Origin of the sequence: Clostridium cavendishii DSM 21758, assembly GCF_900141845.1 — a bacterium.
GTDB classification, from domain to species: domain Bacteria; phylum Bacillota; class Clostridia; order Clostridiales; family Clostridiaceae; genus Clostridium_AG; species Clostridium_AG cavendishii.
The window spans coordinates 190105-206882 of the sequence record NZ_FQZB01000014.1 but is presented as its reverse complement, the minus strand read 5'-3'; the positions used below and the strand labels follow the sequence as shown (position 1 = coordinate 206882).

The 16778-nt window shown below is 28.6% G+C and carries 13 protein-coding genes, 1 tRNA gene, 2 rRNA genes and 1 riboswitch; all 16 genes read left to right on the top strand.

All coding sequences use genetic code 11. From position 1 onward, the window contains the following. A 23S ribosomal RNA gene (locus BUB01_RS16875) occupies positions 1 to 81 on the top strand; the annotation flags it as partial. Positions 82 to 221: 140 nt separating this feature from the next. Beyond that, positions 222 to 339: ribosomal RNA gene (gene rrf, locus BUB01_RS16870) — 5S ribosomal RNA — on the top strand. Between the two features lie 46 nt (positions 340 to 385). Further along, positions 386 to 460, top strand: a tRNA-Glu gene (locus BUB01_RS16865). 407 nt (positions 461 to 867) lie between these two features. Continuing rightward, the gene (gene sfsA, locus BUB01_RS16860) at positions 868 to 1560 is read left to right on the top strand and encodes a DNA/RNA nuclease SfsA (protein WP_072990728.1); all 693 of its coding nucleotides are present in this window, start codon (positions 868 to 870) and stop codon (positions 1558 to 1560) included. A gap of 84 nt (positions 1561 to 1644) precedes the next feature. Then, on the top strand, positions 1645 to 2184 hold the full coding sequence (locus tag BUB01_RS16855; protein ID WP_072990725.1) for an NAD(+) diphosphatase: 540 nt from the start codon (positions 1645 to 1647) through the stop codon (positions 2182 to 2184). A 184-nt stretch (positions 2185 to 2368) separates the two neighbouring features. Further along, positions 2369 to 3043 (top strand): beta/alpha barrel domain-containing protein, encoded by a 675-nt coding sequence (locus BUB01_RS16850; RefSeq protein WP_072990722.1) that lies wholly within the window; start codon positions 2369 to 2371, stop codon positions 3041 to 3043. Between the two features lie 79 nt (positions 3044 to 3122). Further along, a riboswitch (Lysine riboswitch) is annotated at positions 3123 to 3349 on the top strand. Between the two features lie 333 nt (positions 3350 to 3682). Then, entirely contained in the window at positions 3683 to 4978 is a 1296-nt protein-coding gene (lysA, locus tag BUB01_RS16845; RefSeq protein ID WP_072990719.1) for a diaminopimelate decarboxylase, read from the top strand. Between the two features lie 198 nt (positions 4979 to 5176). Next, the gene (locus BUB01_RS16840) at positions 5177 to 5404 is read left to right on the top strand and encodes a DUF3006 domain-containing protein (protein WP_072990716.1); all 228 of its coding nucleotides are present in this window, start codon (positions 5177 to 5179) and stop codon (positions 5402 to 5404) included. Beyond that, positions 5404 to 5973: a signal peptidase I gene (gene lepB, locus BUB01_RS16835; protein ID WP_084108920.1), complete on the top strand. Its 570-nt coding sequence runs from the start codon at positions 5404 to 5406 to the stop codon at positions 5971 to 5973. The genes BUB01_RS16840 and lepB overlap by 1 nt, the downstream gene beginning before the upstream one ends. A gap of 35 nt (positions 5974 to 6008) precedes the next feature. Continuing rightward, on the top strand, positions 6009 to 8087 hold the full coding sequence (gene ftsH / locus BUB01_RS16830) for an ATP-dependent zinc metalloprotease FtsH (protein WP_072990713.1): 2079 nt from the start codon (positions 6009 to 6011) through the stop codon (positions 8085 to 8087). A gap of 395 nt (positions 8088 to 8482) precedes the next feature. Beyond that, positions 8483 to 10618, top strand: a complete 2136-nt coding sequence (locus tag BUB01_RS16825; protein ID WP_072990709.1) for a HelD family protein — start codon at positions 8483 to 8485, stop codon at positions 10616 to 10618. Positions 10619 to 10840: 222 nt separating this feature from the next. After that, positions 10841 to 11641, top strand: coding sequence for a transporter substrate-binding domain-containing protein (locus tag BUB01_RS16820; RefSeq protein WP_072990706.1), 801 nt, complete (start codon positions 10841 to 10843; stop codon positions 11639 to 11641). A gap of 27 nt (positions 11642 to 11668) precedes the next feature. Next, positions 11669 to 12334 (top strand): amino acid ABC transporter permease, encoded by a 666-nt coding sequence (locus BUB01_RS16815; protein ID WP_072990703.1) that lies wholly within the window; start codon positions 11669 to 11671, stop codon positions 12332 to 12334. Beyond that, positions 12321 to 13043 carry an amino acid ABC transporter ATP-binding protein gene (locus BUB01_RS16810; protein WP_072990700.1) on the top strand — a complete coding sequence of 241 codons (723 nt, stop codon included), beginning with the start codon at positions 12321 to 12323 and terminating at the stop codon, positions 13041 to 13043. The genes BUB01_RS16815 and BUB01_RS16810 overlap by 14 nt, the downstream gene beginning before the upstream one ends. Positions 13044 to 13286: 243 nt before the next feature. Then, positions 13287 to 14651 carry a DUF2334 domain-containing protein gene (locus tag BUB01_RS16805; protein WP_072990697.1) on the top strand — a complete coding sequence of 455 codons (1365 nt, stop codon included), beginning with the start codon at positions 13287 to 13289 and terminating at the stop codon, positions 14649 to 14651. Between the two features lie 308 nt (positions 14652 to 14959). Then, on the top strand, positions 14960 to 16777 hold the full coding sequence (locus BUB01_RS16800; RefSeq protein WP_072990694.1) for an LTA synthase family protein: 1818 nt from the start codon (positions 14960 to 14962) through the stop codon (positions 16775 to 16777). Position 16778: the final 1 nt, after the last annotated feature.

Genomic DNA, 16778 nt, shown 5'->3' with positions numbered 1-16778 from the left:
AACACAAGGTTGATAGGTGAGGGGTGTAAGCATGGTAACATGTTCAGCTGACTCATACTAATAGATCGAGGGCTTGACCAAAATAAAAGGTAATTAACAAAAACTAAGATTTGTATATGCAATTTTCAGAGAACAAACTCTTAAAAAGGAAACTCAAAAGCTTTGGCTAATGAGTACTATTTCAAAACGAAATCTAAGATTTCTGTGAAATAGCAAAAGCATCTGGTAATGATGCGTAATTTGGTAACACCCGTACCCATTCCGAACACGACGGTTAAGCAAATTACGGCTGATGGTACTGCACGGGAGACTGTGTGGGAGAGTAAGTGGTTGCCAGGTTAAAATCTTAATATTAAGTGATTTTTAAGTTAAGATTTTGATATTTGGCTCCTTGGTCAAGCGGTCAAGACACCACCCTTTCACGGTGGTAACAGGGGTTCGATTCCCCTAGGAGTCACCAAATTCTATGCAACTGGATAAATAGCTCGAGAATTTATCCAGTTCATATATATGTAGGATATTAATAAAGTTTTACATAAAAAAACTACTCTTTTGAGTAGTTTTTTATTTTTTTCACAGAAAAAAAGGATTTGTCCACAGAAAAAAGGAAAAAAGCTGTGGACAAATGTTAAAAATGTGGATAACTATAGAGAATTAAGGCACAAATATATTATAATAATGTAAATAGCATATAATATATAACAAGATTAGCTATAATTAAGCTATATTTATAAAAATAATTATATTAAAAGTAATAAAATAGATAATACATTTAATAAAATTATGTATATTAAATGAATTATTAACAGAAAAGTGTGGAAAAGTTGATAACTCATGTGGATAACTTCAAAAGGAGGGTGGATTTAGGTGAATTATAATAAGAATATAATAGAAGCTAAGTTTATTTATAGGCCAAATAGATTTGAGGCTATTGTAGAATTAAATGGTGAGGAAATTATTGTACACGTTCCTAATACAGGAAGATGTAAAGAAATATTAGTGCCAAATTCAAAGGTATATCTAAGAGAAGAAAGTAATCCTAACAGGAAAACAGGATATGACTTAATAGCAGCGTATAAGAATAATGAACTTATAAATATAGATTCACAAATTCCGAATAAAGTTGTTGATGAAGCCTTAAGAGCTTCTAAGATAAGTGAGCTTAAAATTTATAAAACAATTTTACGCGAGAAAACTTTTGGAAAGTCTAGATTTGATTTTAAACTTTTATCAGATGATAATCAAATTTATTATTTAGAAGTTAAAGGTGTAACATTAGAAAACAATAAAGTAGTGAGTTTCCCTGATGCACCTACTGAGCGAGGAACAAAACATATATTAGAGTTAATAGAAGTTAAAAGGCAAAAAATGGGAGCGGGTATCTTATTACTTATACAATTACAAAATGTAAAATATTTCACACCAAATTATGAAATGGATCCTAAATTTGCAGAGGCACTTAAATTGGCTAAAAATTTTGGTGTAGATATATTAGCTTATAACTGTAAAGTTTGTAAGGAGTCAATAGAATTATTAGAACCTGTAAAGGTTATTTTGTGATAGAATAAAATAATATAAATATATCTAAAATATATCTGAAATATATATTAACTAATTTTACATAGTGTAAAAGGGGGAAAAAATATGATTTTTAATTATTGTCCTATTTGTGGTAGCAAATTAATTATTAAAGATAGCTGGGATGAAGGTGGGGTTCCATATTGTGAAATAGATAAAACTATGTTTTTTGACCTACCAAAGCCATGTGTAGTTGTGGCAGTTATAAAAGATGATAAAATACTTTTGTTAAAGCAAAGTTACATATTTAAAAACTCAAAAGTTTTAATATCAGGTTATGTTGGAATTGGTGAATCTGTTGAAGATACAGTATATAGAGAAGTTAAAGAAGAAACCGGTATAGATATAGAAAATATAAAATATTTAGGAAGTGATTTTGTTAAGGGAAAAGAATTGCTTATGTTAACTTATATGGCAAAATATAAATCTGGAGACATAAATAAGTCTTCAGAAGTTGAGTGGCTAGATTGGAGTCATATAGAAGATGCGCTTTGTGAAATGTCAGAGGATGAAGTTGGAAAGCGAGTTGTAAGAAAAGTTTTAAAAGAAATGGGTTATGATGGAAAAAAGGCATTTAGATGTGAAGGAAATCAATGTGAAATATAGAGATTTTTAGAGCTTTAAGTATATAATATTAGTAATAATGATATTAATCCGTAAATATGCATATAATATATTGTATATTGCGGATTTTTTATATTTTAAATATAATTATAGATATAAATATATTACATTATCAAATAGAATGTATTAAAATATATATTAAACTAATTAGTAATGGGGTGGGAAAATGAGTGTAAAAGAATCCAAAGTAGTGCCTGAGATTAAAGGGTTACTTAGAAATCATATGATAGAAGTTCCAGCTGTAGTCAGAGATGCTAGTGGTCTTAAGATTTTTGGAAAAAGAATAAAGTCATTATTGTTCACAACTGATGTTGCAGTGATAAGAAATACAAATGCTGATGCAATAATTGCAGTATATCCATTTACACCTCAGCCATTAATAACGCAAGCATTAGTAATGGCAGCTGATGTTCCCGTATTTTGTGGTGTTGGTGGGGGAATAACTCAAGGGAAAAGGGTTATAAATCTTGCACTAGATGCTGAATTTAAAGGAGCTATGGGCGTTGTAGTAAATGCACCTACCTCAAATGAAATAATAAGAGGTATAAGAGAAACTATAGATATACCTGTAATTGTTACTGTGGTATCAGAAAATGATGATTTTGAGGGGCGCATAGAGTCTGGTGCTACAATATTAAATGTATCTGGGGGAAAAAATACTGCTGATATAGTAAAAAAAATAAGAGCTAAGTTTCCATATTTCCCTATAATAGCTACTGGAGGACCTTCAGAGGCTACTATAAAAGAAACTATACAGGCTGGTGCAAATGCAATAACATATACACCACCTTCTTCTGGTGATATTTTTAGTGAACTTATGGATAAATATAGAGGTATTTAATAAAATATATTGATTTTTTCAAAAAAATTGTTATCATTATAAATAAATAATGAATATATTAAAAATAAATAGTTAAAAGACCTAAGGTAGAGGTGCTATTTTCAAGAGTAATTATTAGGAACTATACAAGAAGTTATGATTAATAATGAAAGGGGAATTTAGCCGAAGAAAATTTAAGCTTGTGATTAGATTTTCTGGTTATATATATAAGATATATATAATTGTCACTTAATTAAGTATAAAATTTCATAACTTTATGATTTTTATTTACTGTTTAAGTATTTTAAGTGGAGAGCTACAAGGTACGCTAAGTTGCATGATTAATGCAGCAAAGGTGTTCCTTTGCTGCATTATTTTTACAAAAAATAGTATTGTAAGTATTTTGAATGTTATCATTTTTTTGACAATATTAGTTTTGCAATTATGCTTACGTGAACTCTACCCATTGCAAGGCCTTTGCAACTTTTAAGTTAAGGCATATTCAAAAGATAATAAGCCAAGATACTCGTCTATTTTGTGTTATACTGTGTCAACAGATCACTGTGAGAAGAACCTGTTTCCTGTCTGACGCAAAATATACTTCACATTTTTGGTCTATTACTTTCTTTCATATGCCTAAAGTATGGGAGGAGAATAAAAATGAAATTATTTGGAACAATGGAAGTTAAGGACAATGTATTAAATATAGGAGGTGTAAATTCCAAAACTCTGTGCGAAAAATTTGGGACACCACTATATGTTATGGATGAAGCTTTAATAAGGGATAATTGTAGAAGATACAGAAATGCTTTCTTATGCAATAAAAATAATAATAGGGTAGCTTATGCTGGAAAGGCATTTTTAACACTTGCTATGTGTAATATTTTAAATGAAGAAGGTCTTTATTTAGATGTAGTTTCTGGTGGCGAATTATATACAGCATTTAAGGCTAATTTTCCATTAGAAAAAGTATATTTTCATGGTAATAATAAAACCTTAGATGAAATAGAATTGGGAGTTAAACTTGGAGTAGGACGATTTGTTGTTGATAATTATTTTGAAATAGAAAATTTAAATGAAATAGCAAGTAAATATAATAAAATACAACCAATATATTTAAGAATAACTCCAGGCATAGAAGCTCATACCCATGATTATATAAAAACTGGTCAACTGGATTCAAAATTTGGGTTTGCAGCTGTTGGAGATACTATTGTATCAGCTATAAAAAAAGCTATAGAATTACCTAATATAAATCTTTGTGGTTTGCATTGTCATATAGGTTCTCAAATATTTGAAACTGAGCCATATGAGGATGCAGCAAATATAATGATTAGGTTAATAAATAGAATATATAATGAAACTGGCTATAAAATAAGTGAATTGGATTTAGGCGGAGGCTTTGGTATTTACTACAAAAAAGGAGATAAGCCTAGAACAATAGAAGAATATTGTAGCTGTATTATAGATAAGGTGGAAGAAGTTTGTTTAGAATTAGACATGGAAAAGCCAATTCTTACTATAGAGCCAGGCAGAAGTATGGTAGGAAATTCAGGATTAACATTATATACAATTGGTTCTATAAAAGATATACCAAATGTAAGAAAATATGTTTCTGTAGATGGTGGTATGACAGATAATATAAGACCTGCACTTTATAGTGCTCAATATGAATGTATAGTTGCAAATAATGTTATAAATACATCAGATGAGACTGTGACTATATCAGGAAAATGTTGTGAATCAGGAGATATATTATTAAATTCTATAGATATTCCAGAAGTAGAAAGTGGGGATATACTAGCTGTTTTATCAACAGGAGCTTATGGTTATTCTATGTCAAATAATTACAATAAGATTCCAAAGGCTGCAGTAGTTATGGTTTTGAACGGAGAAGCAAAAGTGATTTGTAAAAGAGAAAGTTATGAAGATGTTATAAGAAATGAATGTAAATAGAAAAAATTAAGTAGGTCTATAGAATTTTCGGAGATCTAGAGTAGTTAGTTTGTATTAAGAAAATTCTATAAGACCACTTTTTTATATCTTCACAATTTATTAATAATTTTGACAAATAAACACCATAAAAACGTAGTATATTATGATATAATTGTATTATAATTATATATAGTATAATTTTATGAAAGGAAGTCAATTATGTTTAATGAAAAATTAACTTATATAGTTGATAGGATAGAAGAAAATCTAGTTGTATGTGAAAATAAACAAGGTGATATTATAAACATAGCTTCCGAAAAAATTAATGGTAAGCCAAAAGATGGAGATGTTCTTGTAGAAGAAGAAAATCTTTTTTATATAGATGATGAGCTTACAAAAAAAAGGAGAAGAGAGATAGAATTTTTAATGAAAGGCATGTGGGAGTAATGACTGAAAACATAGAAAATATAAATGTAGATAAACATGATAAAAAAAATAGTCGATCGGGATTCCCAAAGTTCTTTTTCGATTGGATTATTCCTATAATTGTAGCTTTTATATTTGCACAATTAATAATTCATTTTGTAGTATTTAAGATTACAGTTCCTACGGAATCTATGGTTCCAACTGTAGAAGCAAAAGATCAGATTTTTGTTACAAAGGTATATGACCCAAGTAAAATAAAAAGAGGAGATATAGTTGTATTTAAATCAGACGAATTTAGCTTTTTGTTATTAAAAAGAGTTATAGGTATACCTGGTGATAAAATTGAGATTAAAGATGGCGGGAAGGTTTATATAAATGGTGAATTAAAAGATGAACCTTATGTAAAAAATCCAGATGATAAACAGGCAAGTTTTGTTGTTCCAGAAGGGAAGTATCTTATGTTAGGAGATAATAGAGCAAAAAGTAATGATGCAAGATATTGGAACAATCCTTATATAGATGGAACTAATATTCAAGGTATAGCAAGACTTAGAGTATACCCATTTGATAGAATAAGCTTTTTAAAATAGCAACAAGGTGGTAACGGAAAGAAAAGAGGTGCAGAATGTTTAAAGACAATAAAAAATTAAAATATGCTATAATATATGGATCAATAGTTATAGGAATGTTACTTATGTTTAACTATGCTAAAACAGAGTATACAACAAAAGAAATAAAATATAGTGAGTTCCTACAGTTAGTTAAAGATAAGGAAGTAAAAGAAGTTGTAATATCCAAGGATAGTCTTATTATACAGCCTACTAAGGAAAGCAAATATGCAGGAAAGGAACTTCATACAGTTAACATAGGTGACAAAGATTTATATAAAGAGTTAAAAGATCAAAATATAATGTTTGATGGAAAGCAAGCAGATAAATATCCTATTTTAGACTTAGTATTTTATTGGTTCGCGCCATTAATATTCTTCATTCTTATGGGAAGACTTTTATTTGGCAAAATGGATAAGAAAATGGGTGGAGGAGTTATGTCCTTCGGTAAAAATACAGCCAAATTATATGCTGAAAATGAGACAGGAAAAACTTTTGTAGATGTAGCAGGTCAAGAAGAAGCCAAGGAATCCTTAAAGGAAATAGTAGATTTCTTACATGCGCCTAAAAAATATACAGAAATAGGTGCTAAACTACCTAAGGGAGCTCTTTTAGTTGGTCCTCCAGGGACAGGTAAAACATTACTTGCGAAGGCTGTAGCTGGGGAAGCTAAAGTTCCATTTTTCTCACTTTCAGGTTCAGATTTTGTAGAGATGTTTGTTGGTATGGGAGCATCTAGAGTTAGAGACTTATTTAGACAAGCGGAAGAAAAAGCTCCATGTATAGTATTTATAGATGAAATAGATGCAATAGGTAAAAGTAGAGAAGGTAGCATCCAAGGTAATGATGAAAGAGAACAAACTTTAAATCAATTATTAGCTGAAATGGATGGTTTTGACTCTTCAAAGGGAGTTGTAATATTAGCAGCTACCAATAGACCAGAGGTGCTTGATAAAGCCTTACTTAGACCAGGTAGATTTGATAGAAGAGTTATAGTTGATAGACCAGATTTGATTGGTAGAGAAGCTATATTAAAGGTTCATGCTAAAGATGTTAAACTTGCTGATGATGTAAATTTAGAAAGTGTAGCTAAAGGGACTCCAGGAGCAGTAGGAGCAGATCTTGCAAATATGGTAAATGAGGCTGCATTAAGAGCTGTAAAACATGGTAGAAAGGTAGTTAAACAAGAAGATTTAGATGAAGCTATTGAAGTTATAATAGCTGGTAAAGAAAAGAAAGATAGAATACTTTCACCAAAAGAAAAAAGGGTTGTTGCTTACCATGAGGTAGGTCATGCATTAGTTGCAGCATTACTTAAGAATACTGATCCAGTTCATAAAATAACAATAGTTCCAAGAACTATGGGAGCATTAGGATATACTATGCAGCTTCCAGAAGAAGAGAAATACTTAGTATCTAAGGAAGAGATGTTAGATCAAATAGCAGTAATGTTTGGTGGTAGAGCTGCAGAAGAAGTAGAGTTTAATATAATATCTACCGGGGCATCAAATGATATTGAAAGAGCAACTCAATCAGCAAGAAGTATGGTAACTATGTATGGTATGAGTGATAGATTTGATATGATGGGATTAGAATCACCATCCAATAGATATTTAGATGGCAGACCTATTATGAATTGTTCAGCTCAAACAGCTACATTAATTGATGAAGAGACTTTACTTATAATAAAAGATGCTCATAATAAAGCTATTAATCTTTTAAATGAAAATAGAGATCTTTTAGACAAAATTTCAGGCGCTTTATTAGAAAAAGAAACTCTTTTAGGAGATGAATTTATAGAATTTGTTTATGAAAAGTATCCAGAAAAGAGAGCTGAAAGAGAAGAAGCTGAAAAAGAAAAAGAAAGCTTAAAGGCGGCAGCTAAGGCTAAAAGATTAGAAGAAAATAAAAGATTAGAAGAAATAAGAAATTTGGAAAAGAAAGAATCTAAAAATTCTTCTAATGAAACTGAAGATAGAAAAGAAATTTTAGGTGATAAGCTTACTGAGGAAAAGAGTGAGTTGGGTGAAGCTAGAGATTATGAACAAATAAAAAAAGATTATGAGTCAGACGACGAAATAGACTTTAAATTATAATAAATAAAAGGGAGTAGAAATGGTCTACTCCTTTTTATCACTTAAGTGAGAATCTAAATCTTAAGTGAAAGTCGAAATTTTAATTTTGTATATCAAAACTACTTACTTAGGTCAATTTGCTTAATGTGAAACTTACTTTGTAAAAATATTACTACGAATATAATGAGTAGTAATCTCAGTTATAGAGGAATTTATAAGATTATTTATAGTTACTAATCAAGTTACATAAATATTTTAAAGCATTCATAGAAAGAATAATATTACAGTAAAATTTTATGAATTTTTTACTTTTTGAAACTGTAAGTGATTTTATATCATTTTCGATGACTTGGATTTCATCCAATAGAATAAGAAAATTATATAAGAGCATTTTTTATAGAAGAAAGGAAGATTTTATGGTAAATAAAAATAATAACGAAGAAAAGTCAATAGAGTTTTTAATAGAAGAAAAAAAACTTAAAGAGACGTTAGAAATAATAAATAAAGAAATGCTTGTGTATATAAATAAAAGAAAGCTTATTACAGAATATATAGTAGATTATAGGAAAAATGTATTAGATGAATACAGAAATGATGAAGATAAGGTTATCGATTATTTTGATCATGAAAGATATGTGAAAGAAGAAGCATTCAAAACTATAGATAGAAGACTAAAAGAACTTACAATATTAAAAGAATCACCTTATTTTGGAAGAATAACTTTTGAGGATAAGGAATTTAAAGATATTGAAAATTTATATATAGGAAGATTTGGATTAACTCCTGAAAATACTTATGAACCAGCTATAGTAGATTGGAGGGCTCCTGTTGCAGCATTATTTTATCATGGTAGCCTAGGTGATGCTACATATAAGTCACCGCAAGGAGAGGTTGAAACTGATATAATAGGTAGAAGACAATTAATTATTAAAAGGGGAAATCTTGAAGGCTTATTTGATTCAGAAATAGATGTTAAAGATGATATACTTCAAATGGTTTTAAGTAACAATACTTCAGAAAAGCTTAAAGATGTTATAATGACAATACAAAGGGAACAGGATGAGATTATAAGAAAACCAAGGGAGAAAAATGTTGTTGTAAACGGAGTTGCCGGTAGTGGAAAAACTACTATAGCACTTCATAGGGTAGCTTATCTTTTATATAATTATAGAAAAGAGCTTCAAGATAAGGTTTTAATACTTGGACCTAATTCAATCTTTATGGAATATATAGCGCATGTTCTTCCGAGTTTAGGGGAAGTTGGAGTTAAGCAAGAAACATTTACTAGCTTTGCACTTAAAGAAATAGGTGAAAATTTAGATATTATGAGTTTTCATGAATATCTTGAAAAACTAGTTGCTAAAGATGAAGAACTTCTAAAGGATGCTAAATATAAAAATTCTAAGCAATTTATTAAAGATATAGAAGAGTTTATAAATAAAATAGAAGATGAATATTTTAAAGTAGAAGAAGTTAAGTATTTTGGTGAAACTGTAGTAGGAATAGATGAAATAAAAGAATTATTTAACAAACATTATGCTTATATGCCTTTATTTAGAAGAAGTCAAAAGATAAAAAGGATACTTTTATCTAAGATTAAAGATAAGAGAGATGAAAGAGTTTGGCTATTAAATAAAGAAATACAAGAGGCAAAAGCGAAACTTACTTCTGATGAAAGAGTAATAGAAGAAAATAACTTAGAATTTACTAGAAGACTAAGAATAAGGGAAATAGTAAGAGAAGTTATGAATTCTAAGGAAGCTATAGAAGCGTGGCTGAACAATGAAACTATAATGAATATATATAATAATTTTAATCATAATAAACAGTTAAATATAAATGATTTAGCACCTATTTTATATTTAATGATAAAACTAGATGGGAAAAAAGCTTCAGAGTCATATAGACATGTGGTTATTGATGAGGCTCAGGATTATAGTGAAATGCAATTTAAAGTTGTTAAAGAACTTACAGGTTCTAAATATTTCACTATAGTAGGTGATGTAAATCAAAGATTAGTTAAGTACGAAAAAAGTGCAGCCATGATGGATATACACAATATATTTACTTCTGAAGATGCTGAATATTATAATTTAAATAAGAGTTATAGAAGTACCTTTGAAATAATGGATCATGCAAATAACTTTTTAAATGAAGATAAGGTTATACCTCTAGTTAGGCATGGCGCTGCAGTTGAAATTGTGAATAAAAATACAGAGGATGAGTATGTTGAAGAAATTTTAAGGAGTTTAGAAGAATTTAATAAAGAAGGCTTAGAGAGCATAGCTGTAGTAACAAGAGATGGTAATGCTTTAGAGCGAATTTGGAGTAAACTTAGACAACAGGTTCATATAGTTAAGTTTGATAATGAAGATGTTATTTATAATGGGGGAAATGTTATAATACCATCATATTTTGCTAAGGGGTTAGAGTTTGATGGAGTTATAATAGCTGATTTTAAAGAGAATGCTAAAAAAAGTCAAAATGAAGATTTAGTGAAGTACATTATGTCAACAAGAGCTCTTCATAGATTAAAAGAAGTAATTATGTAAGTTAAAATACCTAATGAGTTAATACAAAACTCATTAGGTATTTTTTATTGTTAAATTATCAATAATAATAAGCAAAGGAGAGTTAAAAGATAGGTGTAAATGTTTTCTGAAAATGAAAATCATAAAAAATATAAAAAAGCTTAAAAAAAGTTGCATAAATATTAATTATTGATGTATAATTATGCATATAGAAAAGATGTTAATGCACAGGGGGTTAAATATATGAAGAGAAATTTAGTGAAAAAGACAATAGTATTATTAATGGTAACAGCTTTATCAATATCAGCTGTAGCTTGTGGAAAGAAAGCAGAAAATAAAACTCAATTACAAAAAATTAAGGATAGCGGAAAGTTAGTAATGGGAACTTCTCCAGATTTTGCTCCATTTGAATCTAAGGATGAAAAGGGCAACGTTGTAGGAATGGATGTAATGATAGCAAATGAGGTTGCAAAAGACCTAGGAGTAAAACTTGAAATAAAGGAAATGGATTTTGATGGATTATTACCTGCATTACAAGGTAAAAAGCTAGATGTTATTCTATCAGGTATGACACCAAAGCCAGAGAGAAAAGAGAATGTTGATTTTTCAAATATGTATTATAAGACAGACAATGCTTTTGTAGTAAAGGCATCTGAGAAAGATAAATATAACACAATAGAAGACTTTAAAGGTAAAAAAATAGGTGTTCAAAAAGGTTCAGTTCAAGAAGATGTTACAACTAAGAATGTAGAAAAAGCACAACTTAATTCTTTAGCAAAGACTGGTGATACAATAATGAATTTAAAAAGTGGAAAGATTGATAGTGTTGTATTAGAACAACCAGTTGCAGAAGCTTATATTTCAAAAAATCCTGATCTTGCAATAGCTAAACCTGTAATAAAGGATGAAGTTGGTGGATATGCCATTGCAATGGCAAAAGATTCAAAAGAATTACAAGAGGCAATAAATAAAACTTTAGATAGATTAGAGAAAGATGGAAGTTTAAAGAAGTTTTTTGAAGAAGCAAATTCAGAAATAAAATAATAATTAGAATATTAGGGGGGGAAAATCTTGAACTTTAATTTTGATTTCTTATCAAAGTACAGTAGCTATTTTGTGACTGGAACTAAGACAACATTAATATTAGCATTTTTTGCTGTACTAATTGGAACAATACTTGGATTATTCTTAAGCTTAATGAAGCTATCCAAGGTTAAAATATTAAAAGCTATATCTATAGCTTATATTGAGTTTGTTAGAGGAACACCCCTACTAATTCAAATATGGATAATTTATATAGGGCTGCCTTTAATTATTGGTACTGATCTACCAGATATACTTACAGGAATAATTGCTCTTTCGTTAAATTCAGGAGCATATGTTGCAGAAATAATAAGAGCTGGTATTGAAGCTGTTGATAAAGGTCAAATGGAAGCAGCTAGAAGTCTTGGTATGAAACAAGATTTGGCTATGAGAAAAATTATAATTCCTCAGGCATTTAAAAATATATTGCCTGCGTTAGGAAATGAATTTATTTCTATTATAAAAGAATCTTCAATGGTATCTGTAATTGGTGTAGCAGAACTTATGTACAATTCAGGTACAGTAAGAGCTGCATCATTTAGAGGATTAGAACCATTAATCGTAGCTGCAGCTATATATTTCATTATAACATTTATTCTAACTAGAGGAATGAATATACTTGAGAGGAGGCTTAAGGCTAGTGATTCACGTTAATAATTTACACAAATATTTTGGAAAAAATGAAGTATTAAAAGGAGTAAATGAACATATTAAAAAGGGAGAAGTAGTTGTTGTTATAGGACCATCTGGTTCAGGAAAGTCAACCTTTTTAAGATGCCTTAATTTGTTAGAGGTACCTACTCAAGGTGAGATAATTTTTGAAGATAAGAGTATTACAGATAAAAAGGTTAATATAAATGAAGTTAGACAAAAGATGGGTATGGTATTCCAACAATTTAATCTTTTTCCTCATAAAACAGTATTAGAAAATATAACTATAGCACCTATAAATGTTAAAAAAATGGATAAGGCTAAGGCAGAAGAAATAGCTTATAAATTATTAGATAAGGTTGGACTTAAAGAAAAAGCCAATGCATATCCAGCATCTTTATCTGGAGGACAAAAGCAAAGAATAGCTATAGCAAGAGCTTTAGCTATGGAACCAGATGTTATGCTTTTTGATGAGCCTACTTCAGCTTTAGATCCAGAAATGGTTGGAGAAGTTTTAACAGTTATGAAAAACCTTGCTAGTGAAGGAATGACAATGGTTGTAGTAACTCACGAAATGGGTTTTGCTAAGGAAGTTGGCGATAGAATAATATTTATGGACGGCGGAAATATAATAGAACAAGGAGAACCAGAAGAGTTCTTTAAAAATCCTAAAAATCAAAGGACTAAAGATTTTTTATCTAAAGTTCTATAAAAGTATTAAAAACAGGTTACATTATATAATATTGTAACCTGTTTTTTTTGTATAGTAATTTGTAAAATTATACAAGAATTTTTTATATTATATTATTAAAATTATAAAAGTTTTTAAGACATTTTTAGATAGGTATACTATTTAACATTATATGCAAATTTAAGGTTTATTTAAGAGAAAGAAACTGGATATCTTTATATAATTATAAGTGGAATTATATGGAAATAAAAAGGAGAAAGTATTTTGAAAAGAAAAATCATAAGAAAAGTCATATTATTTATTAGTATTATTTTAGCATTAGGAATTTTAGCAGGTTGTAATAATAAGGAAAAATACAAGGCTGAAAGTAAGGAAAAGGTAGGTGATACAAAGACAAAATATTTAGATTATAGTAAGTTTACAAAGTTAGATATGGAAAAAATAGATTTTAAAATTATATTTGAAGGTAAGGAACAGAATAATAAACTTCCAATTTACATAGAGAGAAACAGATATTATCTACCTATTACCGAAATAATAAATAATAATTCAGGTGAAATTCAAAAAAAAGATAATATATTAAAGATTACATTTCTAGATAAGGACTTAAATATAAATATAGGTGAAAATAGCTTTACTAAGGGTGAAGAAAATTTAAAATTAAAGAAACCTTTAATAGAGAAAGATGGTTTTTATTATTTAAGTTTATATGATTTTTCAAGGTGCTTTGATTTAAGAGTTAGAATAAATGGTGAGAAGAATCAAGTTATGATAAATAAAGTGAAAAGAGAGAAAAAAACAGAAAAGTATAAGGCAAAGCTTAAAACACCAGGTTTTATAAGGTTAGAAGATGTCTCAGCAACGAATACTAAATTTGATGATGAAATTTTTGAAAGAATTAGAATAATGGGTGATTATCTAAATGACAAAGGAATACCATACCATTTAGCTTGGGTACCTAGATATGTAAGACCTGCTGATAAAAAAGATGAAGATCCGTCAACTAAAAATTCTAATTATTTTGCAGATATGGTTTATACAATGGATTATATAAGTGACAGAGGTGGTGTTATAGGATTACATGGATATACTCATCAAACTGGTAATGAAAATACTTTAGCGGGAATAGAGTTTGGACCAAGACATCCAGGAGCTAAGTATATAAGAGAGAGAGTTATAGCAGCAAAAAAAATTGCTGAGTATTTGGATATAAAAGTTGATTTTTTTGAGGCACCTCATTATGAAATAACGTTGGAACAAAATAAGGAGCTTGAAAATCATTTTGATTATATTTATCATCAATATATAAATGAGAAGGGTAAACCTGTATCTTCAAATATGCCTATAAAGAGTAATTACAACGGAAAGACTTATTATATATGGACACCACTAGATTATGTTCAGAATGGAAAAGTAGAAGGTATGATTTCTAGGATAGAGCATTTACCTGAAAGTACAATGGCAAGTTTATTTTATCATCCAGAATTTGAATATGGTTTTATAAAGCTTAAGGAAGGCGAAAATAATTATCCTGATTTTGAGTATGATGACAATGCAAATTTAAAAAGAATTGTAGCAGCGTTAGAAAAAAGAGGTTACAATATGATGAAAATAACAGATATTAAATAATATATATAAAATAGACTTTATATTTTAGATTAAAGTCTGTTTTTGTTATAAAATCTTAAGAATTTATTACGAATATCTTCATTTTTTAGTGTTAGTATTAATTTAACAAATTTAAATTTTTTATTTTAGAAATAGAATAGAAGAATTTATTTTAAAGAATATAAATAGGGAACCAAAAAATAATAATAAAGGTCTTATTTATAGATTGTTCACACTTAAAGTAAATAGAGATTAAGATTTTAATTTGAAGTATTATTTAACATAATGTTATAATTATAATACAAATTTTTATAAAGTTAGGAGAAGACATGAGAGAAAAGAATAGTTCAAAATCAATATCTTATTACATGAATAAATATTTATTTGTAGTAATTATAGGTGTTATTATACAGTTGAAATCGATGATATTTTTAGCTATGTTAAGAGCACCAGAATCTGCAAGTATAAAATGGGATACTATGTATTTTACAAAACCACCAATAGCAGCACATATAGCATGTATAATTTTAATTTTAAGCTTTAGTTTTTTATTTAAAGAAAAAGGTAGAAATAGATATGCAATAATTATTAATTTAATAGTAAGTGTCATGTTATTAGCTGATATAAACTATTATAGAGTAAATGGAACATTTTTATCAATAAGACATATCTTACATCCAGAAATTTTTAATCCATTAGGAAAGTCATTAATGAATTTTAAAGGTGTAGATGTTTTATTTTTTATTGATTTAATAGCACTTATTCCAGCAGCTTTATTTATGAAGAAAAATTTTAAAAGTGAAAAAAGAAACATAATAGTAACAGTTGGATTAATTGTAGTTTCAATATTTACACTTTGGTATTCACATGATTATATAGATGTAAAGGACAAAACTAAGGGTGAAATGATGTTATTTAGAATAGCTTGGGCACCGTTTCAAACCATGTCAAATATGAGTCCTTTAGGTTATCATGGTTATGATATAATGAAGTATTCAAGTTCTGGAGAGAAATTAACAAGTACTGATAAAGAGGATATTAATCAGTGGTTTAAGGATAACAAAGAAACATTACCAGATAATAAATATAAAGATATGTTAAAGGGTAAAAATGTTATAGCTATTCAAGTAGAATCACTTGAGAATTTTGTTATAGGTAAAAAGGCTTATGATCAAGAAATTACACCTAATTTAAATAAGCTAATGTCAAATAGTATTTATTTTAATAACATATATGAACAAAATAATATAGGAACAAGTTCGGATTGTGATCTGCTAGTAAATACTTCTGTTTTTCCATTAAGAGAAGGTAGTACATTTTTCTTATATCCATGGAGAAATTATAATACTTTACCTAAACTACTTAGTAAACAAGGGTATACTACAATTTCCTCACATCCAGAAGTACCTGGAAATTGGAATTGGTCAGAAGCTCATAAATCTTTTAAATTTGATAAAATAAGAGATATATCAGAATATAATAAGGATGAAATAATAGGTCTTGGCCTTTCAGATGGATCTTATATGAAGCAGATAGCTGGAAAGCTTAAAGATGAAAAAGAACCGTTTTATAGTTTTTTTGTAACACTAACAAGCCATGGACCTTTTGATATGCCAGAAGATAAAAAGCTATTAAAATTGCCTAAAGAATTTGATCAAAGCATATTAGGAGCATATTTCCAAAGTGTAAGATATGTAGATGAACAAATAGGTATGTTTTTAAATGAACTTAAAAAGAATGGACAATTAGATAATACAGCCATAATGATATATGGAGACCATACTGGTGTTCATAAATTCTATCAAGATAAACTTAAGGATGTAAAATTCGAAGGAGACTGGTGGCAAAAACCAGATATGAAAATACCATTTTTAGTTTATAATCCAGGAATTAAGGGTGAGGTAGTAGAGAAAGCAGGCGGACAAGTAGATTTCCTTCCAACTATAAGTTATATGCTAGGAATAGATAGAAAGGAATTTGAGAATACTTCCATGGGTAGAGTTTTAGTTAACACTGAAAGAAATTCTACTATACTTAATTATGGAGATATAAAAGGAACACCTAAAGATGAAAAAGAAACAAAGCATCTTAAAGATATATTTAAAGTTGCTGATATGATTATAAAAGGTGACTATTTAGAAAAATAGA